19 protein-coding genes, 1 tRNA gene, 1 other RNA gene and 1 pseudogene are annotated in these 25,936 nt (G+C 71.4%); 11 read left to right on the forward strand and 11 right to left on the reverse strand.

Going from position 1 to position 25,936, the window contains the following annotated elements; genetic code table 11:
• Window positions 1-33 precede the first annotated feature (33 nt).
• Complete coding sequence (locus ABZ464_RS29735; RefSeq protein WP_359281613.1) at window positions 34-816, reverse strand: TIM barrel protein; 783 nt, start codon at window positions 814-816, stop codon at window positions 34-36.
• A gap of 264 nt (window positions 817-1,080) precedes the next feature.
• Here ABZ464_RS29735 and ABZ464_RS29740 point away from each other — a divergent pair, with 264 nt between their 5' ends.
• The 3 genes from ABZ464_RS29740 (at window position 1,081) to ABZ464_RS29750 (ending at window position 4,183) form a co-directional block, all read left to right on the forward strand.
• Entirely contained in the window at window positions 1,081-2,106 is a 1,026-nt protein-coding gene (locus ABZ464_RS29740) for a LacI family DNA-binding transcriptional regulator (RefSeq protein ID WP_359281615.1), read from the forward strand.
• A gap of 238 nt (window positions 2,107-2,344) precedes the next feature.
• Entirely contained in the window at window positions 2,345-2,632 is a 288-nt protein-coding gene (locus tag ABZ464_RS29745; protein ID WP_359281617.1) for a hypothetical protein, read from the forward strand.
• A gap of 579 nt (window positions 2,633-3,211) precedes the next feature.
• Window positions 3,212-4,183 (forward strand): EamA family transporter, encoded by a 972-nt coding sequence (locus ABZ464_RS29750; protein WP_359281618.1) that lies wholly within the window; start codon window positions 3,212-3,214, stop codon window positions 4,181-4,183.
• A gap of 79 nt (window positions 4,184-4,262) precedes the next feature.
• Here ABZ464_RS29750 and ABZ464_RS29755 read toward each other — a convergent pair whose 3' ends face one another.
• The 5 genes from ABZ464_RS29755 to ABZ464_RS29775 all read right to left on the reverse strand — a co-directional run bounded on the left by ABZ464_RS29755 (window position 4,263) and on the right by ABZ464_RS29775 (window position 11,946).
• Window positions 4,263-4,820 carry a DUF4265 domain-containing protein gene (locus tag ABZ464_RS29755; RefSeq protein ID WP_359281621.1) on the reverse strand — a complete coding sequence of 186 codons (558 nt, stop codon included), beginning with the start codon at window positions 4,818-4,820 and terminating at the stop codon, window positions 4,263-4,265.
• 71 nt (window positions 4,821-4,891) lie between these two features.
• Window positions 4,892-6,313, reverse strand: a complete 1,422-nt coding sequence (locus ABZ464_RS29760; RefSeq protein WP_359281624.1) for a DUF234 domain-containing protein — start codon at window positions 6,311-6,313, stop codon at window positions 4,892-4,894.
• Between the two features lie 195 nt (window positions 6,314-6,508).
• Complete coding sequence (locus ABZ464_RS29765; protein WP_359281626.1) at window positions 6,509-7,744, reverse strand: SWIM zinc finger family protein; 1,236 nt, start codon at window positions 7,742-7,744, stop codon at window positions 6,509-6,511.
• Window positions 7,741-10,548, reverse strand: coding sequence for a DEAD/DEAH box helicase (locus ABZ464_RS29770; protein WP_359281629.1), 2,808 nt, complete (start codon window positions 10,546-10,548; stop codon window positions 7,741-7,743). The genes ABZ464_RS29765 and ABZ464_RS29770 overlap by 4 nt, the downstream gene beginning before the upstream one ends.
• A gap of 435 nt (window positions 10,549-10,983) precedes the next feature.
• Entirely contained in the window at window positions 10,984-11,946 is a 963-nt protein-coding gene (locus tag ABZ464_RS29775) for a LysR family transcriptional regulator (RefSeq protein ID WP_359281631.1), read from the reverse strand.
• A gap of 96 nt (window positions 11,947-12,042) precedes the next feature.
• On the opposite strand from ABZ464_RS29775, the gene ABZ464_RS29780 reads away from it, so the two are divergent.
• Entirely contained in the window at window positions 12,043-15,396 is a 3,354-nt protein-coding gene (locus ABZ464_RS29780) for a S8 family serine peptidase (RefSeq protein ID WP_359281634.1), read from the forward strand.
• Window positions 15,397-15,488: 92 nt separating this feature from the next.
• Here ABZ464_RS29780 and ABZ464_RS29785 read toward each other — a convergent pair whose 3' ends face one another.
• Both ABZ464_RS29785 and ABZ464_RS29790 read right to left on the reverse strand, forming a co-directional pair.
• Entirely contained in the window at window positions 15,489-15,698 is a 210-nt protein-coding gene (locus tag ABZ464_RS29785; protein ID WP_359281637.1) for an aminoglycoside phosphotransferase, read from the reverse strand.
• 249 nt (window positions 15,699-15,947) lie between these two features.
• Entirely contained in the window at window positions 15,948-16,115 is a 168-nt protein-coding gene (locus ABZ464_RS29790; RefSeq protein ID WP_359281639.1) for a hypothetical protein, read from the reverse strand.
• Window positions 16,116-16,129: 14 nt separating this feature from the next.
• Between ABZ464_RS29790 and ABZ464_RS29795 the strand changes: the two genes are divergently transcribed.
• The 5 genes and pseudogenes from ABZ464_RS29795 to ABZ464_RS29815 form a co-directional block, all read left to right on the forward strand.
• Window positions 16,130-16,306, forward strand: coding sequence for a hypothetical protein (locus tag ABZ464_RS29795; RefSeq protein WP_359281640.1), 177 nt, complete (start codon window positions 16,130-16,132; stop codon window positions 16,304-16,306).
• A gap of 276 nt (window positions 16,307-16,582) precedes the next feature.
• Window positions 16,583-17,278: a helicase-associated domain-containing protein gene (locus tag ABZ464_RS29800; protein WP_359281758.1), complete on the forward strand. Its 696-nt coding sequence runs from the start codon at window positions 16,583-16,585 to the stop codon at window positions 17,276-17,278.
• Between the two features lie 40 nt (window positions 17,279-17,318).
• Complete coding sequence (locus ABZ464_RS29805) at window positions 17,319-19,286, forward strand: nitrate- and nitrite sensing domain-containing protein (RefSeq protein WP_359281643.1); 1,968 nt, start codon at window positions 17,319-17,321, stop codon at window positions 19,284-19,286.
• A 9-nt stretch (window positions 19,287-19,295) separates the two neighbouring features.
• Window positions 19,296-19,712: a roadblock/LC7 domain-containing protein gene (locus ABZ464_RS29810; protein ID WP_359281644.1), complete on the forward strand. Its 417-nt coding sequence runs from the start codon at window positions 19,296-19,298 to the stop codon at window positions 19,710-19,712.
• A 659-nt stretch (window positions 19,713-20,371) separates the two neighbouring features.
• Window positions 20,372-20,485 (forward strand): annotated as a pseudogene (locus tag ABZ464_RS29815) (restriction endonuclease); the annotation flags it as partial.
• A gap of 373 nt (window positions 20,486-20,858) precedes the next feature.
• Here the strand turns inward: ABZ464_RS29815 and ABZ464_RS29820 are convergent.
• From ABZ464_RS29820 to ABZ464_RS29830, 3 genes are all read right to left on the reverse strand, one after another.
• Window positions 20,859-22,331 carry an ATP-binding protein gene (locus ABZ464_RS29820; protein WP_359281646.1) on the reverse strand — a complete coding sequence of 491 codons (1,473 nt, stop codon included), beginning with the start codon at window positions 22,329-22,331 and terminating at the stop codon, window positions 20,859-20,861.
• 179 nt (window positions 22,332-22,510) lie between these two features.
• Window positions 22,511-22,861 carry an ATP-grasp domain-containing protein gene (locus ABZ464_RS29825; protein ID WP_359281647.1) on the reverse strand — a complete coding sequence of 117 codons (351 nt, stop codon included), beginning with the start codon at window positions 22,859-22,861 and terminating at the stop codon, window positions 22,511-22,513.
• Window positions 22,862-23,037: 176 nt separating this feature from the next.
• Window positions 23,038-23,122 (reverse strand) — tRNA-Ser (locus ABZ464_RS29830).
• 96 nt (window positions 23,123-23,218) lie between these two features.
• Between ABZ464_RS29830 and ffs the strand changes: the two genes are divergently transcribed.
• Together ffs and ABZ464_RS29840 are read left to right on the forward strand one after the other, a co-directional pair.
• Window positions 23,219-23,317: signal recognition particle sRNA small type (ffs, locus tag ABZ464_RS29835), an RNA gene on the forward strand.
• Between the two features lie 45 nt (window positions 23,318-23,362).
• Window positions 23,363-25,801: a DNA polymerase III subunit gamma and tau gene (locus tag ABZ464_RS29840; protein ID WP_359281650.1), complete on the forward strand. Its 2,439-nt coding sequence runs from the start codon at window positions 23,363-23,365 to the stop codon at window positions 25,799-25,801.
• Window positions 25,802-25,936: the final 135 nt, after the last annotated feature.

The following is a 25,936-nucleotide window of genomic DNA, read 5'->3' on the forward strand; positions in this document are numbered from 1 at the left end:
AGCTCTGCGGCGCCCAGCCGTCCGTACCGCCCGTCAGACGGTGAACGCGGTGCGGAAGCGGCGCAGGGCGGCCTCGCTGTCCTCGGAGGCCCAGGCCTCCATCGCGACCGTGCCGTCGTAGCCGAGGTCGGCCAGGGCGCGGGCGACGGCCGGGTAGTTGATCTCACCGGTGCCGGGTTCGCACCGGCCCGGCACGTCGGCCACCTGGATTTCGCCGATCAGCCCCAGGCCGTGGGCCCGGCGGACCAGCTCGATCAGATTCCCCTCGCCGATCTGCGCGTGGTAGAGGTCCAGGTTCATCCGCAGCCCCGGCCGGTCCACGGCCGCGACCAGGGCCAGCGTGTCGGCCGCCCGCGCGAACGGCACCCCGGGGTGGTCGACGGCCGTGTTGAGGTTCTCCAGGCAGAAGACGACACCGGCGCGTTCGCCCAGCTCGGCGATCCGGCCCAGGGTGTCGCGGGCGGCGGCCCACATCTCCTCGGTGGGCTCGCCCTTCACCGGCGCCACGGGCAGACCCTCACCGTCCAGACCGGTGCCGTGCAGATTGAGGCGGGGACAGGCGAGTCGCTCGGCGGCGTCGACGGACTCCCGCGCGGTGCGCAGCAGTTCGGCCGCGCCGTCGGGGTCCGTGAGGCTGCCCCGGATGTAACCGGTCATCGAGGAGAACGCGGCCGGGGTGCGGGCCAGGGCGTCGAGGTCGTGCCGGGTCCAGTCCCAGATCTCGACCTGGAAGCCCTCGTCGTGGATCCGTCGGGCCCGCTCGTCGACGGGCAGGTCCCGGAAGACCATCTCGGCGCAGACCGCCAGCGTGAACATCGTCGTTCGCCCCTCTCGGCTCAGATCTCGGAAAGCTAGAACGTTCTAGAACTCCGCGGTCAGTACGCCAGGCCCGGGCGGCCATGTCAAGACATCCGGTCTAGAACGTTGCAGTATGTCTGACCTGAGCGTTCGCCTTCGTCTACGATCGTCGGCTGACAGCGCATGCGCACACGCACCACACCCGAACACGCACACGCGCGCGCACCCGCACCCACACACGCACCCCCACGCTGACCGCGTACTCGAGGAGGGAGGGCCGCCGTGCCACCGCCCCCCGGGCTCCCCGACGGCCGTCGGCCGACGCTCGCCGACGTCGCCGCCCGCGCCGACGTGTCCACGGCGCTGGTCTCCATCGTGATGCGCGGCGCGAAGGGAGCGAGCGCGGCCACCCGCGAACGCGTCCTCGAAGCCGCCCGCGCGATCGGCTACCGCCCCGACTCCCGGGCCCGTCTGCTGCGCAGCAACCGCACCCATCTGATCGGGGTGCAGTTCGAGATCCAGGAGCCGTTCCACACCGACCTGGTCGAACACCTCTATGCCGCCGCCGAGTCCGTCGGCTACCAGATCGCCCTCAGCCCGGTCGCCGCCGGCCGCAGCGAGCGCCAGGCGGTCGAGTCACTGCTCGGCGACCGCTGCGAGGCGCTGATCCTGCTCGGCTCCCGGGCCCCGGCCGCACGGCTCGGCGAACTCGCCGCGCTCCTGCCGCTGGTCTCCGTGGCCCGGCGACTGCGACCGGTGGTCCCGGGCGTCCACGTGGTCCGCACGGCCGACGACAAGGGCGCCCGCCAGGCCGTCGACCACCTGGTGGCCCTCGGCCACCGCGCCATCGTCCACATCGACGGCGGCAGGGCGCCGGGCGCGGCCGAACGGCGCCGCGGCTACCGCACCGCCATGAACCGCCACGGCCTCGCCGACCGCGTCCGCATCCTGCCCGGCGGAATCGCCGCGGAGGACGGCGCGGCCGCCGCGACCGCACTCCTCGCCACCGCCCCCCGGCCGAGCGCCGTCCTGGCCTTCAACGACGCGTGCGCCACGGGTGCGCTCAGCACCTTCTTCCGCGCGGGCGTCGCCGTCCCCGGCGAGATCTCGGTCGTCGGCTTCGACGACAGCCGCCTGGCCGGTCTGCCCCACGTCGACCTCACCACCGTCGCCCAGGACATCCCTCGTATGGCCCGGCTCGCGATCAGCCATGTCACCGCCCGCCTGGAAGCGGGCGGCACCGGGGCCGGGGAGGACGTCGTCGAGCCTCGGCTGGTGACGCGGGGGACTACGGCGTCGGTGGGGTGAGGGCCCGGCGGATGGCGGCGGCCCCGTTCTCCTTCACGTCCTTCGTCAAGCGCGTGGGCGGCTTCGGTCCGGGCTCGATCCTCGTCGTGTGGCATGAGACCGTCGGGCCGTGACGGAGATGATGAGTGGGTGGGAAGCGGCTCTTGCCGGGGCTTCGTCTCCTTCGTGGTCGCAACGTGTTCGTGCCGGGCAGGACCTCGCTTCCTTCGCCGGTGTTCCCGAGGCGGCGGAGGCGCTGGTGGGGCTGCTGCTGGACGCCGGGGACACGGCGGTGACCCGGCGGACGGCAGAGGCGCTGGTCCGGGTGGGGACGGTGGCCGCGGTGAGGCTCATCGCCCTCGCGGTTGCCGGGGCCGACGACAACCAGGCCGAATGGATGCAGACCGGGGTGCATGACGCGCTCGTGGGACTGGACGGTGCGCCGGACGTCGCGACCGTCTGCGGGCAACTCGCCCGGGACCCGGCACTTGCTGTCCGTCGGGGTGCCGCGGAGATCGCGCAGTGGGCGGACGCCACAAGAGGTTGATGTCGGCCGAACCGCCGGTGGGCTGGTTCATTCAGCCGTCGCCCGGGGGACACGGGGCCCGAGGTCGGCGACCCTCCGCCCGGCGGGTCCGGCGGGTCCGGCGGGTCCGGTGGGTCGGGCGGGTCGGGCGGGTCGGGCGGGTTCGGTGGGTCGGGCGGGTTCGGTGGGTCGGGCGGGTCGGGCGGGTCCGGCGGGTTCGGTGGGTCGGGCGGGTCGGGCGGGTCGGGCGGGTCCGGCAGGTCCGGCAGGTCCGGCGGGTCTGGCAGGCCCGGCGGGTTCGGCGGGTCTGGCAGGTCCGGCGGGTTCGGTGGGTTCGGTGGGTCCGGCAGGTCCGGCAGCCAGGCGCTCGCCGTCCTGGTCGCTCGCGAGCTGTCCCCGGTATCCTCGGCCGGGTGAACACCTACTGGCACGTCGTTCTGCCGCCTCTCTGCGCCTGACGGGCGCGGACACCGGCGGCCTGATACGGCCTCCTGATTCCTGGCCCCACCGAGCCGAGCTCGGTCAGGGGTCGTTGTCGTGCGCCCGTTGCGGATCCAGTCCCTGAGTCCCTGACGCATTCGACGACGGAAGTTCACGACTGTGCCGAACCGCACCACCCCCCTGACCCCCGCGCGCCCGTCCGACGCCGGCCCACGCCCCTCTCGTACCGCCCTCCTCTCTCGTACCGCCCTTCTCGGCGGCCCCACACCCATCCTGATCGCGGCCGTGCTGTGGGGCACGACCGGAACCGCCGGCTCCCTGGCACCCGTCGGCGCGCCCACGGTGGCCATCGGCTCCGCCGGTCTCGCCCTCGGCGGCATCCTGCTGGTCCTCACCTCCCGGGGCGCCCGTTCCCTGCCCGCCGCCTGCACACGGCGCGAGCGGTGGCTGCTCGTCCTGGGCGCGCTGGCGGTGGCCGGCTACCCGGTCACCTACTACCCGGCCGTGGCCCGGACGGGGGTCGCGGTCGCCACCGTGATCGCCCTCGGCAGCGCGCCGGTCTTCGCCGGGCTGCTGTCCTGGCTCACCGGACGGGCCCGCCCGACCGCGCGCTGGACGGCCGCCACCGCGGCGGCCGTGCTCGGCTGCGCCCTGCTGGTGCTGGGCCCCGAGTTCACCGGAGCGGGCACGCCGATCGACCTGACCGGCGTGGCTCTCGCCGCCTGCGCGGGACTGTCCTACGCCGTCTACTCCCTGATCGGCGGCAGCCTGATCACCCGCGGGCACTCCTCCGACGCGGTGATGGGCGTACTGTTCGGCGCGGCCGGGCTGCTGGTCCTGCCGCTGCTGTGGTCGGTGGACCTGCGCTGGATCGCCACGCCACGGGGCGCGGCCGTGACGGTGTACCTCGCCCTGTTCACCGTCTACCTCGCCTACCGCCTCTTCGGCCACGGACTGCGCCGTACGTCCGCGTCGGCGGCCACGTCCCTGACCCTGGCCGAGCCCGCGGTGGCCGCCGTCCTGAGCGTCACCGTCCTCGACGAACGCCTCCCGGCCGCCTCCTGGACCGGCCTGACCGTCCTCGCCCTGTCCCTGACCCTCCTGACCCTCCCGACCGACCGCACCCGCTAGGCCCTGTCACGGCCGCCTTCCCATACGCCTCGCCGTCGCCGCCCCACCGAGAAGTCGGGCGCGCGACGGCGAGCCGTCATCACACACCGAGACACCCGCCGGTGTCAGCCACCACGCCCGGTCCTGCCCCAGGCTCCTGCCACCAGTTCAGCGGCTCTCCGTCCGGTCCGAACACATTGCTGAACCCCCATTCGACCAGCACGCCCACACCTGCTGCCCACGTTTCCATGACGGCCTCGACGGCGGGGAAACCGGCGGCGGCCGACACGGTCACCACGATGAAGCGCCGGTCGGCAGGCGCCTCCACCAGGCCACCGAGCGGGGCGAAGGCGCTGACCAGGGAGTCCAGCGATTCCGCGGCGAAGGGCGGCTCGCCGAATGCTTGGACGCACAGATTCGGTCCTCGCCGCTCGACCTGGAACACGCCATCGGCATCGATCTTCAGCACGTCCCCCGCCGCGCAGCCCTCGACCATGCCGGGGCTACCCGTCAGTTCATAGATGCAAGGACCGACCGTCCTGGCAGGAACCGTCTCGAGCACCGACCCGCCAGAACCGGCAACGCCGACCCGAAGTGCCACATGACAGTAGCCGTCCTGCTGCCGGCTCTCGTTGCCCTCGTTGCCGTCGGTGTTCATCGCAGCATGCTTGCAGAGGCAGCCCGATCCGGAGAGCCCGCCCCGTTGCTGTGCAGCGGTGGGGCCCTTCGTCATGCCCTCTGCCAAGCGCTGAGCAGCTCCTCGGGGCCGTACATCGCCTGAAGGCCGGAACAGCCGATTCCGCTGCGGGAGACCGCGACGAGCGGTACCGGCTCGTCGGTGATCGCCGCCCGGTGCTTGTGCAGTGCGGCCAGGTCGTGGCCGCCGAACGCGGAGTTCTCCAGCCACTTGACCGAGCCGAGGAAGAGCAACTCCTTGGCCACCGGTTGCCGGTCGGCGCCCACCAAGTCGATTTCGACGTCGTTGCCGCGGGTCCAGTACCCGCCGATCGCCGGGGCGGCGGGCAGGAGTCCGTCCGGCAGGAGGCGGGCGAGGGATTCCCGCACCAGGGGCTCGATCGCGCGGCCCCGCCAGCTCGTCCACTGCTCCTTGATCCGGCTCAGGGTCAGATCTCCCCGCATCCGCTCGATCTCCGCCATGTGCGGATCCAGAAACGCGAGCCAGAACCGCAGGTAGGGGTCTGCCACCCGGTAGCGGCGTTCCTTCGACGGCCTCAGCGAGAGGGGCAGTTCGGCGGCCACGACCCGTTTCCCGGTCAGGACGTCAGTGGCTCGGGTGAGAGTGGTGTGGGCGATGCCGCCGGCCGCGCGCGCGATGTTGGTGAAGGTCCGCTCTCCGGATCCGATGGCCCGCAGTACCTCCCTGCTCATCGCCTGGGGCGGGAACTCCGCCGCGAGCGATCGCTCTGCCGACACCAGCAGCGCCGAGATCGGGTTGTCCAGCGATTCGCGGAGGAATTCCCAGTGGTCCGCTCCAGCCCGCCACTCGGCGCAGATCAGGGGGAGACCTCCCGTGATCAGCGCGGCGTCGAACGCAGCCGCCGGAGACAGACCGAGCATCTCGCCGATGTCGGCGGGGTTCAGAGGCCCGACGATCATTTCCCGCCCCCGCTGGTGAAAGGGACGGTCGTAGCTGTTCAGCGCCTCCATCATCGACAGATCGGACCCGACCAGGAGGAGAAGGACCGGCTTGCGGCCGAGCAGCCGGTCCCATGCCCGCTGGAGCATGCCCTCGAAGGCGTCGATGCGGTCCATGAGATACGGAACCTCGTCGATGACCACCACGCTCGGGCTGTCGTCGGGAAGGATCTCCGCGAGCAGCCGCAAGGCCGCGTTCCACTGCGTCGGGGTCTCCTCGGCGAACAGTGCCCGCTCCGGCAGGGTGGATCTGGCGACGGCGTCGAGCAGCTCCGTCAGCTCGTCCTCCGCCGTGCCGCCCGCAGCGGTGAAGAAGAGGTACGGCGTCCCGGTACGCCGGAGGAACTCCTCGACGAGGCTGGACTTTCCGACCCGCCGCCTTCCCCGCATGAGGACGCACTGCCCCGGTTTCACCGCCCCGACGGCATCGTGGACCGCCCGCAAGGCGCTGCCGAGCACGTTCAGCTCGCGATCCCGCCCGATGAAACGACGCACGGCAAGCCTCCCGGTGGCGATAGTATCGACAGAGATACTATCGCCACCGATACCATTCGGCGGACGCAACCCCAAAATTCGACCGCTCCATGTCGAAGGGCCCCACCGCGAACGGTGGGGCCCTTCGACATCGTGCCCCCTGAGGCACTGGCGCAGCTTCTGCTCGTGGCTCCTGGTCGGCGGGGAATCGCCTCCTTACTCCCCGTTCTGCGACCAGGCCGCGGTGAGCGCGGTGACCGGGTCGGTGTCGGCTGGTGCTGCGGGCCACCATTCGCCGTCGTCGCCCTGGAGGTAGGGGTACCAGCGGGCGTCGGGGCCCAGGCGCAGCTGGATGCCATGGTGGGTGAGGGTGAGGCGGTTGCGCCAGGCTCTGAGGTGAGTGGGGGAGTCGGTCATCTCGGCGAGGGCCGTCTCCAAGGCGGCGCGGGTGGCCTTCATCACCGTTGGGTCGGGGCTGTGGGGCTGTTCGGCGACGGTTAGGCCCGTGGGGCCGCCGTGGCGCCAGGCGCGGGTGAGGCGTGCGAAGGCAGTGAGGTCGGCGCCGGTGTTCTGGATCAGGTGGTGGAACCACTCGGGTCCGGGGTCGCTCGCGGAGATGCGGACGGCGTCCTGGTGCTGAGTCAGATGCAGGTCGGCGGTGTCGCCCGCGATGAGCCGGGCGGCGCGCGCGGCGGCGTCGGCCATGAGGCGTTCCAGGTCCGCGGCGGCCAGCCCGGTGCCGGGGGGCGGGGCGACGGGCAGTGCCGTGGTGTGGGCGGCGGGTTCCGGGAGTTCGGGCAGTTCGGGGGGCTCTTCGGCCCAGTGGGCGTACGCGAGGGCGGCCGGGATGCCGGCCGGCTCCGGTGCGGCGGCGGTCTTCTGCGCTGCCGTACGGAGTGCGCGCAGCCGGGCGAAAACCTCCTCGCGACCGCGGCCGCGCAGCGCGAAGAGCACGAACGGGTCGGCGTCGATGGTGGCGGCGATGGCGTAGCAGAGCGCGGCGGCGTGCTTGCAGGGGTGTCCCCAGTCGGGGCAGGAGCACTCGGGGTCGAGTTCGCTGGGTTGCGGGAGGAAGGGGACGCCTGCCTGGCGGGCGTCGTCGACGAGTTCGGCGGGCATCTCGCCGTCGAGAAGTGCTGCGAGATGCCTGGCGCGGGCCGCGATCGTGTCGAGCAGGGTGTCCCACTGAGGGTCGGTGAGAACGGGCAGGTGGACCGAGGAGTGGTACGGGCGCGGGCGGCTGCCCTGAACAGCGGCATTGACCTGGCCCGGAACGATGGTGACCGGGCCGACCATGCCTTTGCGGGCGTAGGTTCGTCCGCGCGAGAGCCGTCCGGCGTCCAGAGTGGAGCCCTCCAGGGCGGCCACCCATGCCTGGCCCCACCAGGTCGCGGCGAAGGCCCGCTTGCCCCGGGCGGGCGCACGGCGCGGGCCGGGGACGGCGGGGCTCATGACTGCCTTCCCAGGGCGACGAGTTCGGCGAGTTCGGCGTCGGACAGTTCGGTGAGGGCTGCCTCGCCGGAGCCGACGACGGCGTCGGCGAGGGCGCGCTTGGCTTCGAGCAGCTTCGCCACCTTGTCCTCCACGGTTCCCTCCGCGAGGAGTTTGTGCACCTGGACGGGTTTGTCCTGGCCGATGCGGTAGGCGCGGTCGGTGGCCTGGTCCTCGACGGCCGGGTTCCACCAGCGGTCGTAGTGCACGACGTGAGTGGCGCGGGTGAGGTTGAGTCCGGTGCCCGCCGCCTTCAACGACAGCAGGAACACCGGCACCTCACCGCGCTGGAAGCGATCCACCATCTCCTCGCGCCGCGCGACGGGGGTGGCACCGTGCAGGAAGAGAGCGGGGACGCCGCGCTCGGCGAGATGCTTCTCCAGCAGAGCCGCCATCTGTTTGTACTGCGTGAAGACCAGCACGGATTCGCCTTCGGCGGTGATGGTGTCGAGAAGTTCGTCGAGCAGGTCGAGCTTGCCGGAGCGGCCCCGCAGGGGAGTGGACTGGCGTAGGCCGTGCTCTTTCAAATACTGGGCGGGGTGGTTGCAGATCTGCTTCAGCGCGGTGAGCAGCTTGAGCACCAGACCGCGCCGGGCGATGCCCTCGGACTCCGCGATCTTCGCCATGGTCTCGCGGACCAGTGCCTCGTACAGGCTGGTCTGCTCGGCCGTCAGCGGGACGACGCGGTCGGTCTCGGTCTTGGGCGGCAGTTCGGGCGCGATGCCGGGGTCGGACTTCTTGCGGCGCAGCAGGAAGGGACGTACGAGACGGGACAGGCGCTCGGCCGCCTCGGGATCCTCGCCCGCCTCGATGGCGCGGGCATGCCGGTCACGGAAGGCGGTGAGTGTGCCGAGGAGCCCGGGGGTGGTCCAGTCGAGCAGGGCCCACAGCTCGGAGAGGTTGTTCTCCACGGGGGTGCCGGTGAGAGCGACGCGGGCGCGGGCGGGCAGGGCGCGCAGTTCGCGGGCAGTGACGGAGTAGGGGTTCTTGACGTGCTGGGCCTCGTCGGCGGCCACCAGCGACCAGGCCGGCTCGGCAAGCACTTCGCGGTCGCGGCGCAGCACCCCGTAGGTGACCAGGACGATCTCGTCGCCGGCGAGGTCCCCCAGGTGGCGGTCGCCGCCGTGGTAACGGCGTACGGGGGTGGACGGTGCGAATCTGGCGGCCTCGCGCTGCCAGTTGCCGAGCAGGGAGGCCGGGCAGACGACAAGGGTGGGGCCCGCGGTGGTGGGGTCGCTCTGGCGGTGCAGGTGCAGAGCGAGCAAGGTGATGGTCTTGCCCAGGCCCATGTCGTCGGCGAGACAGCCGCCGAGGCCGAGTGCGCACATCTCGGCCAGCCAGGCCAGGCCCCGCTTCTGGTACTCGCGCAACGTGGCCCGGAGAGCGGCGGGCTGGGGCACGGAGGTGCTGGACTCGGGGTCGCGGATACGAGCGACCAAGTCGCCGAGCGCACCGACCGCCGCACAGGGGACCCGGTTACCGTCCCGCTCGGCCTCGCCGGTCAGCGCGGCGTTCAACGCCTCCATGGGGGTGAGCGGCTCCATCCGGCGGCGCTTGGCGCGGGCCACCAGCTTCGGGTCGGCGAGCACCCACTGGTCCCGGAGCCGGACGAGGGGACGGCGTGACTCTGCGAGGGCATCCATCTCGGCCTCGGTGAGCGGCTCGCCGCCAAGGGAGACCTGCCAGCGGAATTCGAGGAGAGCCTCGGTGTCCAGCAGGCCAACCGCGGTGGAACCGGGGGCGGTGCGCTGCCCGATCTCCGCGGTCGCGGTGAGTGCCTTGACCAGTTCGCGCGGCCAGTGCACGTCGACACCGGCCGCGCGCAGCGCGTCCGTGGCGTCCCCAAGGAGTTCGAAGGCTTCGTCGTCGGTCAACCGGAGCTGTTCGGGAGCTGCATCGTCGAGCAGCCTCCGCAACGGGGGCCAGGCGCGGGCGCCGCGACGCAGGGCGAGGAGGGTCTCGGTCTCGGCACGCGGGCCGAGCAGCCGCTCCACTTCGGTCGGCTCGCTCCACAGCTGTGCGGCCTCGATGACGAGCGCCGGGTCCGCCGCGGTGTGCAGTTGCAGGACGGCCCGGAACTGCCGTCGGCGTCCTTCGGGCACGTCGACGCGCAGGGAGACACTGACCTCGGCGGTGAGCGCTGCCTGGGTTTCCTCGGCCCATTCACGCAAGGTGGGCACGGCACGGGCCTCGCGCCAGGCGTACGGCAGCGCTCCCATGGCGAGCGGCGCGGCCGGTGTGCGGACCAGATCATCGGCGACCGCGTTGCAGAACTGGCGTACCAGCGCAGCCGGTTCGGCGATCCGTACCGGCGCAGGGCCGGGCTCGGGCAGGCAGTGGGCGTGCGGCGGGAAGGCGGCGGCCAGGGCCTCCAGCGTCCGGCGCTGGGCGGCGGTACATGGACCCACCTGCCAGGTGTCGTAACCGGCGGGGGTGAGGGCCGGGTGGAGGCGGCCGTCGGCGAGCAGCCGCAGCGCGAAGCGCATGGCGGCCTGCCAGGCGGCGCCGGAGGGATGCGTCGGCTCCGCATCGGCCAGGGCGGAGACAGCGACGGCGACAGGCACCGCGTAACCCTCGACCCTGCGCCGCCTGACCGAGCGGCCGTGCGGCAGGACCAGCTCCACAGCCTCGGTCTCAAGGCCGGTGGGCGCCATACTGCCTCCGGCTGCTGCCCCGGTCGGCTTCCACAGCAGCAGCCGCCCATCGCGGGCGGGCTCACCGGGCAGGAACACAGCCGCCCAGCCGGCGTCGAGCAGCTCCCTCACGAAGGCGGATGTTTCCTGCCGGGCCGGCGGCGGTGCGCTCGCGCCCGTACTCGGCTCTCGTACGACGACTCGTGCCACTCTCTTCCGCCCTGTCGCTTGCCGGACCCTCCCCTGGCCCGCTCACTACCGAACCCCACCAGGCAACGTCACACTCTGGCAACCGTGGGCCTTGGCCTGACCGCCGGCGACGGCGCCACGACGGATACGCCGCTGAGCACCTGGGACCCAGCCGCGCTGGAGGCATTGATCGAAGAGGCCCTGCCGCCGACCGGACCGAATGCGGCAAACAGAGAGCACGTGGCTTCATACCGCAGTATGCCTACAGCTATGGCTGACACCACACGCATCACGGTGACACGGCGGATGCCGCTGCATCCGCGCGCTTGCGCCCGCGAGCCCGTTGTCGCCGTGCCTCTTGAGCGCTTGCTCAGAGGGTCAGAGGGGTGGGGGCAGCAGCCCCCTCCCCTCCAGCCACTCCCGGTAGACCCCCGCCCGCCGCACCTCCGTCCGGTACGCCTTCGTGAGCGCGTCCTGCAGCGCGGGCGCGTGCTCGGCGAGGGGACTGCCGGCGGCCCACACCAGCCGTTGCCGCACACCCATCGGTTCCCCGGCCAGCGGTCGTACGACGACACCCTCGCGCTCGGTCACCAGCGGGTGCGCGAGAGCGACCCCGTGCCCTTGCCCGACCAGTGGGAACACCACGCTCGCGCTTAGCCGCTGCACCCGGCGCGGGACGAACCCGGCCCGTCGGCAGGCGGCCCGGAACTGCGCTCGCATCCGTACGTCCTTGTTCTCTCCGACGAGCCAGGCCTCGCCGGAGAGGGCCGAGAGAGGGAGGTCGGAGCGAGCGGCGAGCGGGTGCCGTTCGGAGATCAGCACGAAGACGGGGTCCACGGCGAGGAGGGCGTCGCTGAGCCCGGGGCGTAACGCCAGCTCGTACTCCGGGTAGTCCACGACCAGGCCGAAGTCGAGCCGCCCGGTGGCGAGCAGTTCGAGCTGCTCCTCCTCCGTGTCGCAGGTGTGCAGGGTGATCTCGGCCCGGGGCAGCAGTTGCCGCGCGGTGGTCACCAGTAGGGCGGTGAGGGGGCCGGGGAGCGAGCCGAGCCGCAGGGCGGTCAGGTCGGAGTCCTCGGGGCCCCGCTGCCGTACGTCACGCATGAGGTCCTCGTGGGCCGTGAGGATGCCGTGCGCGTGCGCCAGCACCATCGCGCCGAACGCCGTGGGCCGGGAGCCGCCGCCGTCGCGTACGAACAGCGAACCGCCCAACGTGCGCTCGATGCGCTGGAGTTGGGCGGTCAGGGCGGGCTGGGTGAAGCCGAGGGCCGCCGCGGCACGGGTGATGGAGCCGGCTTCGGCGATCGCGTTCAGGACGCGTAAGTGGCGGAACTCCAGGTCCATAGCGCGATGTTATGAGCCATTGGGAGTACCCGGAAGATCGCGTCCGGCGGGACAGTCGACCGCAACCGGAGTCACCACCGGCGAAGGGGAGGCCGTATGTCCCGCATGTCTCGAAAACTGGCCGGCGCACTGGTAACCGCCTTATTGGTGCAGGGAGTCGCGGCGGCCACGCCGGCCTCCGGCGCGACGGACACCGTAGCTGTTCCCACCTGGACCCGCGGAACCGGACCGCAGGATGCCACCACCGCCACCACCCATCGCGTCACCCTCGTCACCGGCGACCGCGTGGACCTGTCGGGCGCCGGTGTCGCCATCGAGCCCGCAGCGGGCCGCGAGGCGACGGGCTTCCAGCAGTTCGAGCGCGACGGCCACCAGTACGTCGTACCGAACGACGCCCTGCGCCTGGTCACCGGCGGTCAGGTGGACCAGCGGCTGTTCGACGTGACGGAACTGGTCGCGGCCGGGTACGACGACGCCAGTACGGCCGAACTGCCCGTGATCGTGACATACACCGACGCGGCGCTCGGCAACCGCAGCCTGCGCGCCGCGGACGGAGCACGGGTGACCCGTGCCCTGCCCGCCGTCGACGGCGCCGCGGTGGCCGTGGGCAAGGAGACGGCGGGCGCCTTCTGGGAAGCGGTGACCGCGGGCAGCCGTACGACCGGACTGCGCGCCGCTAGCGGTGTCGCGAAGCTCTGGCTGGACGGGAAACGGCAGGTCGCCCTGGACCGGAGCGTGCCGCAGATCGGTGCGCCGACGGCCTGGGAGGCGGGCTACGACGGGCGCGGCGTGACCGTCGCGGTCCTCGACACCGGGTATGACGCGACGCACCCCGACCTGGCCGGACGGGTCACGGAGGCCGTGAACTTCACGGACGCGCCCGACACCGACGACAACGTCGGGCACGGCACGCACGTGGCGTCGACGGTGGCCGGCGGCGGCGGCAAGTACAAGGGAGTCGCGCCCGGGGCCTCGCTGATCGTCGGGAAGGTGTGCAGTGACCGCGACTGCGCCGACTCGTCGATCCTGGCCGGAATGGAGTGGGCCGCCCCTCGCGCCAGAGTGATCAACATGAGCCTCGCCGGTGACGACACCCCGGGTCTGGACGTGCTGGAGGAGGCCGTCAACAGACTGACGGCGAAGACCGGTGCCCTCTTCGTGGTGGCCGCCGGCAACGACGGCGGCGCGGACGGCTCGGTCGACTCCCCGTCCACGGCGGACGCCGCGCTCTCCGTGGGCGCCGTCGACAAGCAGGACGTGATGGCGTCCTTCTCCAGCCGTGGCCCGCGCGAGGACGGCGCGATCAAGCCGGAGATCACCGCACCCGGCGTCGACATCGTCGCCGCCCGCGCCGCGCACGCGGGCAGCGAGTACATCGAGGTCGAGCCCGGTTACACCTCCCTCTCCGGCACCTCCATGGCCACCCCGCACGTGGCCGGAGCGGCGGCCCTGCTCGCCGAGCAGCACCCCGACTGGCGGGCGGCCGAGCTGAAGGCGGCCCTGATGGCCTCGGCGACGCCGACCCCCGGCGCGAACGTCAACGCGCAGGGTGCGGGCCGGGTGGACGTCGCCAGGGCCGTCCAGCAGTCGGTCCTCGCCACGCCGACGTCCCTGCCCCTGGGCACGCAGGCCGCCCCGGCGGACGACGACATACCGGTCGTCAGGACGGTGACGTACCGGAACGACGGCAAGGATCCGGTGACCCTGGACCTGGCGGCGCGGGTGTCCGGACCGGGCGACTCGCCCGCCCCGGCCGGCATGTTCACGGTCAGCCCGGAGCGCGCGACCGTACCGGCGGGCGGATCGGTCGAGGTGACGGTCACCGCCGACACGCGCGTACAGAGCGGTACGGGGGTGTTCCAGGGCGCGCTGGTCGGCACGGACGCGACCACCAAGACCTCGGTCCGTGTACCCCTGACCGTCACCAAGGCCACGCCCACCCACAACCTGACGGTCAAGGTCATCGACCGCGCGGGCAACCCGGCCACCGACTACTGGACCGACATCACGAGCCTGGACGGGTCGGTCTACCGCTTCGTGTACCCCTCGGGCTCGGACACGGTGGCCCTCCCGGCAGGCCGCTACACGGTGAACGCGTCGGTCGTCACATCATCGGACGGCAGTACGACCCTGCTGGTCCGCCCCACCCTCACGGTGACCGGCGACAGCGAGATCGTCCTCGACGCGCGCAAGGGCACACCGGTCTCGGCGACCCTCCCGCGCAAGGACGCGAGTCTGCGCCTGGCGGCGGTCGGCTTCGACCGCCGACTCACCAACGGGATGGGCTTCGGCATGCGGGCCATCGCCGACTCCTACGACAAACTGTTCACCGCCGCGCTGGGTGACGACGTGGGCCCCGGCGAGGGCGCGCTGGTGGCGGACGTACGCGGCTTCTGGGCGAAGAAGAACGCGGCCGGCACGTACGACGACTCGCCGTACGAATACGTGCTGGTGTGGTTCGAGCGGGGGCACCTGCCGACGAACTTCAGCCGGGTGGTGCGGCAGAGCGAACTGGCGACGGTGAAGCAGCGGTACTACTCGGTGAACGCGGAAGGGCGGTCGAGGGCCTTCACGCACAACTTCGGCTTCCCGCCGGAGGGCGGCAGCGCGCTGTCGGCGGGTGCCATCTGGTTCGACACCCCGGGCCCCTCCCGGACCGTCTACTACAAGGCCGCCGACACGATGTGGGAGACGCGCTACAACCAGTACGCGGCCGACGGCACCTTCCAGACACAGTTCCTGACGGACTACGAGACCTTCAAGCCCGGCAAGCGCTACGCGGTGGACTGGCAGAAGGCGGTACCCGGCCCGCGCTTCAACCGCACGACGATCGTCGCCCGTGACGGCAACCGGCTGTCCTTCAACGTCCCGATGGCAGGCGACCAGTCCGGCCACACCGGCTACTCGGCGTACGACACGAGCAGGGTCGCCTTCTACTACGGCGACCGGAAACTCGTGGAGTTGGACTACCCGTGGACGGACGCCTCGGGCACGGTCCCGGCGGCCGAGTCGACCTACCGTCTGGAGTACTCCGCCGAACGCAGTGCGAAGGGCGGGAACTTCGGGCTCGGTACGAGCGTCAGAGGCTCCTGGACCTTCCGCTCGGGCGAGGTCAGCGGCGGACAAACGGCACTCGGCCTGTCGGCGTTCGACTTCGCGCCGGTCGTCGACCAGAACAACACGGGCGGCCTGCCGGTCGTCCCGATGCGGCTGGTACGGCAGCCGGGGGCGGCTGCTTCGGCCGTCCGTTCGGTGTCGGTCGAGGTGTCGTACGACGACGGGAAGAGCTGGCGGGAGGCGCGCCTGGCGAAGACCGGACGGGACGCGTGGCTGATGCCGCTGCCCGGACGGCCCGTGCCCGGGGCGTACGTGTCGCTGCGGGCGAGTGCCGCGTTCGCGGATGGGGGTGCGGTGGAGTACCGGGTGATCCGGGGGTACCGGGTGGGGTGAGGGGCTGATGCGGTTGTTGGAGGGCGGCTCGGCCCAGGGCGTCCATCAGGACGTGTCGTAGGCGTCGAGCCGCTTCTCCACGGCTCGTGTCGTCAGCTCGGGCCGCCTGCTTCCTGCCACGGCCGCGCGACCCACTGCACCGCCGCAGCGAACGCCAGGGCGTCCAGCAGCCGCCGGTGAAGCCGCTCGCTCGCGGCGGCTGCCGGCGCCCCGCCGGCCTCCTCGTAGGCCTCGGCGAACCGCAGACCCCACGCCGGGCCGTGCAGCAGCGCGAGGTTGGTGGAGCTGGGGGCACCTCCCACGCCCTTCAGCCACCGGAGACCTGCCGGGCTTGGGGGGTTCCACGTCGAACAGAGGCCATTCCTCGTACTTCCGGGGCCGCTCGCCGGGCCGCAGCGCGTGGATCGCCACGCGCTGACCGGCCGGCAGCGGGACGCGAGTCTCCAGGCCACGGTCGTCGAGGACGGTCCGGCCCGGCAGATGCGTCATGCTGCAGCAGAGTCCGCGGTCGTACGCGTGCGAGAGCAGGGATTGCAACCAGCCGGAGACCGTCACGCCTGGCCGATGTGCGGCAGCGCGCCACACAGTTCGTGGGGGCGGTCCAGCAGCTTGGCGTTCTTCTTCACCGGCAACAGGCGCCCGCCCGCGATCCGCAGCAGTCTTGTCGCCTTCGCCCACTCGACCAGCAGCGTGCCCATCGACGGCCTGTTCACGGACATGCGCGCGGCCCGTCTTGATCCAGTCGTCCAACCGCAGTGAACGCGCCCTGTGGAAGCTGTATCCGGAGGATCCGCAATACCGAAGCCCCGGCTACGACGGCCACCACGGCCGGTCCCTCCCGCAGGGTCGGTACACCCTGGCGGTGCTCTTCGAGTACGCCGCCACGCTCGGCCTCATCGACATCGAGTAACCTCCCCCCCGGCGGGCGTCCTCGACCACTACCGGGACAACTGGGGCGACGACTACCTCGACCAGCTCAGCCGCTACGACGGCCTGTCTGCACTCCGCCTCGATCCCCTGGGCGCCCACGCCGTCGGCCTCACGGGCGACTACGCCCCTGCCCAGGCCCCCGCCTCGGCCGTCCCGACGGGCAGGGCCACGGTCCTGGCGAACTTCGACATCGTGGCCATCGACGGGCTGCCCTCCGCCGACGCACTCCTTCTGGACGCTCACCAGCGCTTGTCTTCTGCACGCCCTCGACCGCGGGCACACCCTCGACGAGCTCCGTGGCTACCTGCACCAGGCTGCCTCGCACCCCGTGCCCCAGACCGTCACCACCCTGCTCGACGACACCGGCCGCCGCGCCGGCCGAATCCGCGATACAGGGCAGACCCATCTCATCGAGTGCGCGGACGAGGCACTGGCAGCCCTCATCATCAGTGACCGCCGCCTGCGCGTGCTGTGTACCCGAATCGGTGAGCGCCACCTCGCGGTCTCCCCGACCGTCTGCCGGCGTTCCGCAAGGCCGCCCTGGCCCTGGGCTGCCCGCTGGCCTGATGGCACGTGGAGAGCCGCCTCGGGGCATCTCGGGCCGGGGCGCACTCGACGCGTGACCGCTGATCACTGGCAGAGGGCGCGTTCGCTGCATGCCTGTGGCGATGGGGTCCTGACCGCGGGCGCGGCGAGCGGCCTCATGAGTTCCTCGGCTGTGGTGGAACGCACTCCGACCTCGCGGCGCCCAAGACCAGCGGCCTGCCCACCCTGGCCAAGGGACTGTGGGCACTGTGCCCCCCCCGAGCGCGAGGCACCTGCGCCGCCCGCCCGCCTGCTACCGAAAGGCCGGTCATGCAACGATTCAGGCACTCAACGGATTAATAGGGTGATACGGCTGAGTCCGATACGTTACGCGAAAGAAACCCAGTTAAAAGGGGCAGATCGCTAATGTCTGACCGTCGATGAGGCCGACGAGGCGGGAGTCGCAGATGAGGTTTTCCGTCCGAGGCCGTTGGGCGCAGACCATGGGCAACGCATTCGGCTGGCGCACCATCCGCGGACGCATGGCGCTCATCCTCGCCGTACCGACCTGTCTGCTGCTGGTGATGGTCGGCGTGGCCGTCAACAACCAGCTCCACGCGTACCAGGACGCGCGTGACACCAGGTCGCAGATCGGGGTGAGCCTGCGCATCCAGGCTCTCGCGCACAACCTGCAGACAGAGCGCATCCTCACCTACGGCCTGCTCGCCGGCGACAACAGCTACCGCACACAGCTCACCGGCAAGCGCGAGCAGGTCGACGACTTCCGCCGTCAGCTGCGTGACGAGCCGCTCGCGGCCGGCGCGATGAGCCGCTTCGGGAAGCTCGACTCGATCCGCACCGCCGTGGACTCGGGCACGGCCGACCGCAAGAAGACCCAGAGCTATTACACCGACGTGATCGGCGCGCTCAATGCCGCCGACCCCGCCGCGGACAAGACCACCCGCGGCGACCGGCTGTTGCGCGACGACCTGGCCGCCCTCGGGGCGCTCGCCGAGGCGAAGGAAGCCCAGAGCCAGGAAGGCAGCCTGCTCGCCGGCGTTCTGGCCGCAGGTTCCTTCAAGGGGTCGAGCTTCCTCGACTTCGTCGAAGCGCGGGCTGCGCGCCTGTCCGCAATTGGCCGCTTCTTCAAGCTCGCCACTCCGTCCCAGCGCGACGACGTGACGAAGATCTTCTCCTCGCCCGTGATCCAGCGCCTCGACAGCCTCGAGAACGCGGTCCTCAAGGCCCACGACGGGGCACGGCTGCACGCCGACCCGGCAGTGTTCGCCCGCGACGGGAGCCGCGTTGACGCCACCCTGTATCGGGCGCAGCAGCGGATCGACACCGACGTACAGGCCCGCGCCAAAACTCTCAGCGACGTCGCCGCCACCGCCCTGGCCGGGTACATCGCCCTCGGCGTGCTGATGGCCGCCGCCCTCGTCGCCGCCGCGATCCTCGCCGGCCGCGCCATCACCAGGCCCCTCGACGCGCTCGCCCGCGAGGCAGACGACGTCGCCCGGCGCCGCCTGCCCGACACCGTGGCGCGTGTCCAGGCCGGCGAACTCGTCCCGCCCGAAGAGGACCGGGGGCTGCCCAGCAGTGCACAGGAGATCACGAGGGCCATCTCCGCCCTGCACAACGTCGAGCGCACCGCCATCGGACTCGCCGCCGAGCAGGCCGTACTGCGCCGCAACACCACCGAGTCGCTCGCCAACCTCGGCCGCCGCAACCAGGGGCTCGTCCGCCGTCAGCTGAGCCTCATCACGGCCCTCGAACAGCAGGAGCTCGACCCTGAGGCGCTTGCCGAGCTCTTCGAACTCGACCACCTCGCGACCCGTATGCGCCGCAACGCGGAGAGCCTGCTCGTCCTCGTCGACGAACGCACCCCCCAGTTCAGCAGCACGACCGCCAGCAGTCTGGAACTGGTGCAGTCCGCCCTGGGCGAGGTCGAGCAGTACCGACGGGTCGCCATAGCCGAGATCGAGCCCCGCCGGATCAGCGGCCGCGCCGTCGCCGAGCTCTCTCACCTGCTGGCCGAGCTGGTCGAGAATGCCCTCACCTTCTCCCCGCCCGAGCAGTCCGTGGACGTCCACGGCTGGGCGGACGGCGACGAGTACTGCATCGCCGTCGTCGACCACGGCGTCGGCATGTCCCCCGAGGACCTCGACCGCGCCAACGCCCGTATCGCCGGGGAGGAGGCGTTTCTCGTGGCACCCACCCGGTACCTCGGCCACTACGTCGTCGGCCGCCTCGCCCGCCGCCTCGGCGTCGAGGTCCTGCTCTCCGACACCCCCGATGGGGGTGTGTCCGCTCTCGTCACCCTCCCCGCCCGGATCCTCGCCCCCGACGAGGCCCCGCCGCCGGACCGGCGGAAGTACGTCTCCTCCATGCTCAACGGCTTCCGGGCGGGCGTCGCGCGCGCCGCAGCCAGATAGGAACCACTCGTGACCTCCGCGCACCAGAACTTCGCCTGGCTCGTCTCCGACTTCGTCCGCACCACCGACGGCGTCACCGACGCGGTTGCCGTCTCTTCCGACGGCCTCCTCATAGCGGCCTCCGAGGGCCTCACCCGCGATCGTGCCGACCACCTCGCCGCCGTGGTGTCCGGCATCGCGTCGCTCACTCAGAACGCCGCCACGACGCACGGCTTCCGCGGCATGAAGCTCGTCATGATCGAAATGCTCGATGGGTTCATGATGGTCAACCAGATGCGCGACGGCTCCTGCCTCGGTGTCCTCGCCGAGGAGGGCTGCGACATCGGACTGGTCGGCTACGAGATGGCCGTCCTCTCCGATCGCGGCGGCGCGCTCCTCACCCCTCAGCTCGTCGGCGAACTCCGGCAGGCGCCCGGGATGCGCTGACCAAGAGGGAGTCACGCTCCTTGGGGAACGTTGGTGGAGGCCCTCGCTGGGAAACGTTGGCTGCCAGCCAGTGGCGTCTGCCTTGCTTTCCTAGTCGCCACTCCAGCGGCCGGGCCAGGCGCCCTCCCCGTTCGAGAGACATGCCGCCTGAAGTGGCTACCCAGCAGTACGATCCGTGTTTTTTGGTGGCAGCCCGGGCCGTGATGGCCAGCCCCGCATGAAGGGCACTCGGGGGTCTGCGGAGGTAGGTGACGGTGTGCGCGATGAGGCCGCGGACTACGTGCCGGGCCGGCTACTCGACTGCTGTGGCTGCCGGGGGAACCGTGGGAGGGAATGGCAACTGAGATCACAACACGACGAGGGCCCCGACCAAGATCTGGTCGGGGCCCTCGTTTCCGCTGGTCAGCGGCTGCGGAGGATACGAGATTCGAACTCGTGAGGGGTTGCCCCCAACACGCTTTCCAAATGTTCGTCCGGGGGTTCGGGAGTGATCAGGAGTGTCCTGACCTGCGGTGGAATGGTCCGGCCAGAGGCTTCTGGACGCTGCTGAACGGAGGTGAATGCAACCAGAACTGCAACCAAGGCTGCCCCCGTTTCACCCAGGTCAGCGGCCGGTTCGAGCTATTGGCCAAGAGGCGGTCCACCTTCGCCACCGCGCGGCTGTCGACAAGATGTCCGGCACCGAATTCGAAGAGGTGGTCGCGGCTCTCTGCCGGCGTGACGGCTGCACCGACGTCCGCCGCGTCGGCGGCTCCGGAGACAAGGACGCTGAGACTCACCAGGCTCCGGACTTCCCGTCAGAGAACCGCAACGCAGCCTCCGGCTAGCGCTTCTTGGTCTTCTTCTTCTGCGGCGGGTTCCACTCGCCTCGGTGCAACTGGCAACGGGAGTAACCGATCATCGCTGGTTTCTGGCACCGCTTGCCGGTCTTGGTATGGGTCGACCCGCACTTGACCTGTTTGCCCATTCGTCCCCCTCTGTCCGGTCGGAGGCGTGCCATGCCGGCGGGCCCATCGTCACCGGCCAGCGGCGCGAACCGCTCTACCTGGGCGCGTATTCGACTGATTCCTGCTCTTTCGGGTCCGGATCATGGCATTCCCGCCCGGGTCGATCTACATCAAGGCAGCAGCATGCTCAGCGCTGGCGTCACGCCTGGCCGTACAGGGCTGCCAGATCGATCAGCTGGATGCCAGGGGTGGTGTCGGCGGCGATGCGGGCCTTGTCGTTGAAGCCCACCCCGCTGAAGCAGATGAGCTGAGTACGGGTGGTGTCGTAGCGTCCGGCCTGGGTGATGAGGTCGCGGATGTGCCGGAGGCGATCGATGTGCGCGATGCCCATGGTGTCGTTCCACTTGGCTTCTCCGATGGCCAGCAGCGGCGGCTTGCCGCCGTCCGCGATGCCGACGACCGCCACGTCGATCTCGTGGCCGGTGCGGGCTTTGGGGTCATGGACGACGCCGTGGCCGACTCGGGCTGGGAGGCCGCCGAGCAGGTCGGGGTCGGCGTGGTGGAGGGTCCAGTCGCGGCAGACCTGTTCGAAGTGGGGGCCGAGGACGTTGCTGGTGAAGCGGCGGCGGCTGGCCTGCCAGACCCGGGTGGCGCTGCCGGGGCGCTCCAACTGGTCCCATACCGGGCGCATGATGGCGTGGTAGAAGCCGATCAGGGGTTCGGCGATGCGGTAGGTGGGGCGGTTGTCGCGGAAAGCGTCGGCGTCGCGGTGCAGCAGCCCGGCGTCTTCGAGGACGTTGATGGGGTGCGCGATGTCGGTGGCCTTGCGTTCCAGGTAGCCGGCCATGCCGCCGCGGGTCGCGTTGCCGTCGGCGACGGCCGCCAGGACGGACAGGTACAGGGCGGTGTCACGCAGATCAGGCTCCTCGGCCAGCAGATAACGGGCCTCGCGGAAGAGCGGCGTCTCGGGGTTGAGGACCGTACGTACAACCCAGGCGTCGAAGTCGTCGGGCCCGTCGGGGCTGTCTCCTCGCGCGAACTCGCGCCGGTAGGCGGGCGTACCGCCGACGATCGCGTTGACCTGCAGGGCCAGCCGGGGGTCGGTGATGTTCCAGAACTCGGCGGCGAGTCGGTGGTCAAGGGGGCGCACGACAAGTTCCAGTCCCGCCCGGCCCCTCAGCGGTGCGTTGCCGGACAACAGCTTGCCCATGAAGGACAGGGCCGAGCCGCACAGTAGCAACCGCGCACGAGAGGCCGTGCGCTGCTCCCGCAGCGGACGGAACGCCTCTTGAATGATGGAGGGCAGCTCCGGATTGGCTCTGACGAGGTACGGGAACTCGTCGATCACCACGGGCACGGGGCGCTCGGCGCCGAGGGCAAGGAGTGCGTCGACAGCTTCGGCCCAATGTGCGAAGTGGTAGGGGCTGGCGGGCCGGACATGAGCGGTGAGTGCAGTGCTGATCCGGCGCAGAGACTCGGCGTCAGCGGCCTCGGTCGCACCGAAATAGAAGCCCCCCTCGGCACGGCAGGCCGCGTCGAGCAGGAAGGTCTTGCCCTGGCGGCGCCGACCGGAGACCACTCCGAGCGTGGCACCGGGCTGCTCATCGCCGATGAACCGGGTCAGCGCCGACCACTCGTAATCGCGATCGAACATCTCGGCAGGCTTGTCCACACGCCACCTCGGGTAGATATAGAAGTACGTATCTATAAAACGTACCCCTATATGTGCACCGAGGCTGCCGACGCGCGGAGGAACGGCGCATCGCAAGGGGAACCTGCCCACGAGGATCTGCTGCGCGCAGAACGACGTCCAACACGGTGTCGGCCCGGGCCGCGTAACGGTTGAGAGAATCAGGGCATGTTGGCCTCCACCACGGCCCAGCGCTCATGACCGGTGTCGGGGTCCTGGATCAGGCCGACATCGACGGTAACCGCGCTGGGCAGGGACTCCCGCACCGTGACGAGGAGTCCCTGGGTGAACCGGCGCACCTCGCGCTCACGCGGATCCCCGTCGAGCGGGGCGGCGTCCAGCCGCCCGTAGGCGGCATACCGGCTTCCGGTCGCGGTCCGCCGGTCGAGCACGAACATCCGGTACTCGACGGCGAAGGTCACCGCAACGGAGACCAGCACCGGGATGCCCAGGCCCACTCCCGCACCCGTGCGGGGAAGCCTGGAGCCGTCGGCATACACCGCAGCAGCCATCCGACGGCTCCAGTAATCCCGGCCCCAGACCGTCGGCGACCCGGTCGGCGGCCAACGGGCCGAGTGAAATGACCGTAATGCCCGACATAAATGCAACCAAAACTGCAACCAAAGCACGCCGAAGAGCCAGACCGCGATCACGGTCTGGCTCTTCGTTTCGCCTGTTCAGGCGACTGCGGAGGATACGAGATTCGAACTCGTGAGGGGTTGCCCCCAACACGCTTTCCAAGCGTGCGCCCTAGGCCTCTAGGCGAATCCTCCGCCGGAAACATTACATGACCGAGAGGAGTGCTCGCGAACTCGTTCCTCGCCGGTCCGGCGGGGTCGTTGCTGGCCGTCGGCATCGGGTACTGTTTGGGCAGCCCCTCACGCGGCGCTATCTGACTGAACTCCCCCAGGGCCGGAAGGCAGCAAGGGTAGGTCGGCTCTGGCGGGTGCGTGGGGGGCGCTTGCGTTCCGGCGCGGGCCCGGTTGTCAGTGGGCGCCTATAACCTCGTAGGCGTGTCGTCTCTCGCGCTGTACCGCCGCTATCGCCCGGAGTCGTTCGCCGAGGTCATCGGGCAGGAGCATGTCACCGACCCGCTGCAGCAGGCGCTGCGGAACAACCGGGTCAATCACGCGTACCTGTTCAGCGGGCCGCGTGGGTGCGGGAAGACCACCAGCGCGCGCATCCTGGCCCGCTGCCTGAACTGCGAGAAGGGCCCCACGCCGACCCCGTGCGGGGAGTGCGACTCCTGCCGCGACCTGGCGCGCAACGGCCCGGGCTCGATCGACGTCATCGAGATCGACGCCGCTTCGCACGGTGGTGTGGACGACGCCCGTGACCTGCGGGAGAAGGCCTTCTTCGGGCCCGCCCGCAGCCGCTACAAGATCTACATCATCGACGAGGCCCACATGGTCACGTCGGCCGGTTTCAACGCGCTCCTCAAGGTCGTCGAGGAGCCCCCGGAGCATCTGAAGTTCATCTTCGCCACCACCGAACCCGAGAAGGTCATCGGGACGATCCGGTCGCGGACGCATCACTACCCGTTCCGGCTCGTACCGCCGGGGACGCTTCGGGACTACCTCGGCCAGGTGTGCCAGAAGGAGGACATCCCGGTCGCGGACGGCGTGCTGCCGCTCGTCGTGCGCGCGGGTGCCGGTTCCGTGCGTGACTCGATGTCCGTCATGGACCAGCTGCTCGCGGGCGCGACCGAGGCCGGTGTGACATACGCCATGGCCACCTCGCTCCTCGGCTACACGGACGGCTCGCTGCTGGACTCCGTCGTCGAGGCCTTCGCCACGGGGGACGGCGCCGCCGCCTTCGAGGTCGTGGACCGGATCATCGAGGGGGGCAATGACCCGCGGCGGTTCGTCGCCGACCTGCTGGAGCGGCTGCGCGACCTCGTCATCCTCGCCGCCGTCCCGGACGCCGCCGAGAAGGGGCTCTTCGACGCCCCGGCCGACGTCATCGAGCGTATGCAGGCCCAGGCCGGCGTCTTCGGCGCCGCCGAGCTCAGCCGCGCCGCCGACCTCGTCAACGAGGGCCTCACCGAGATGCGCGGCGCCACCTCGCCCCGCCTCCAGCTCGAGCTGATCTGCGCCCGCGTGCTGCTTCCCGCCGCCTACGGCGACGAGCGCTCCGTCATGGCCCGCCTCGACCGCATCGAGCGCGGCGTGAACTTCTCCGCCGGCGGAGTCCAGGGCATGCCCGCCATGGGGTACGTACCCGGCCCCGAGGCCCATGGCGCCCCGGCCGCGACCGGCGGCGCCCCCATCCCCCCGGGAAGCGGAGCGGCCGCTGCCCGGGCGGCGGTGCGGGGTGGTGCGGGGGCAGGAGCGGGGGCAGGCGCAGGTGGGGGTGCCGGTCTCGGGTCCGGCTCTGGCGCAGGCTCCGGCTCCGGCGGCGCGGCTGCCGCGGCCCCTTACGCCGGGCAGCCCCCTGCCCAATTCCAGGGCCACCCCCCGGCTCAGCCGCCGGCCCAGCCCTCCGCCATGCCTCCCTCCGCCGCCCCCGCCTCGGCTCCGGCTCCGGCTCCGGCCGAAGGGCCCCCATCGGCACCCCCCTCGCAGGCCCCCGCCGACGCGGGTCCCGCCCAGCCCTCGGCCGCTCCCGCCCCCGGCGCCTGGCCCACCGCCACCGCCGCGGGCAGCGGGCGTCGGCCGGGCGGCTGGCCCACGGCCACCCCCGCGGGCGGTGGAGCGGTACGTCCCCCGGCGGCGTCCGGCCCTGCCCCCGCGACTGCCCCCGCCCAGGCTCCTGCCGCCGCGGCCCCTCCCGCCGCGACGGGCGCGCCCGCGGCGTACGCACCCCCCGCCGGTGGCCTCGACCCCCGCATGCTCTGGCCCAACATCCTGGAGGCGGTCAAGAACCGCCGCCGCTTCACCTGGATCCTCCTCAGCCAGAACGCGCATGTCGCCGGCTTCGACGGCACCACCCTCCAGCTCGGCTTCGTCAACGCCGGTGCCCGGGACAACTTCGCGAGCAGCGGCAGTGAGGACGTGCTGCGACAGGCGCTCGGGGAGCAGTTCAGCGTCCAGTGGAAGATCGAGGCGGTCATCGACCCGTCCGGCGGTTCGGCCCCCGCGCCGACCGGCGGTTACGGCGGTGGCGGCGCACCGGGCGGCTACGGCAGCCCCGCCGGTGGTTACGGCAGCCCCGGCGGCGGTGGCGGCTACGGCAGCGGTGCCCCGTCCGCCCCGCCTTCGGTGCACGCCGGCCCCACCCCCCAGGCCCCGTCCCCCTCCGTACCCCAGTCCCAGCCCGGCTCCGCAGCGGGCCCGGCCCCCACGGCCTCCGCCCCGGCCCCGCCGCGGCCCCCTGCCCCGGAGCCGGTGGCCCCCGAGGACGACATCCCCGAGGACGACGACCCCGACCTCAACGAGTCGGCCCTCTCCGGCCACGAGCTGATCGTGCGTGAGCTGGGCGCGACGGTGGTGGAGGAATACACCAACGAGTAGGCAGGCCCGTACGAGGCTTCGAGGCTTCGAGGCTTCAGCGCCGGGCGGCGTCATCCAGCAGGACGCAGCGAGACGCATCAGGACACAGCAGGAAGCAGCAGGAACGCTCGCCGCAGCACCCGGCCGCGGCAGTCT

Source organism: Streptomyces sp. NPDC005820 (assembly GCF_040630255.1).
Lineage (GTDB): Bacteria > Actinomycetota > Actinomycetes > Streptomycetales > Streptomycetaceae > Streptomyces.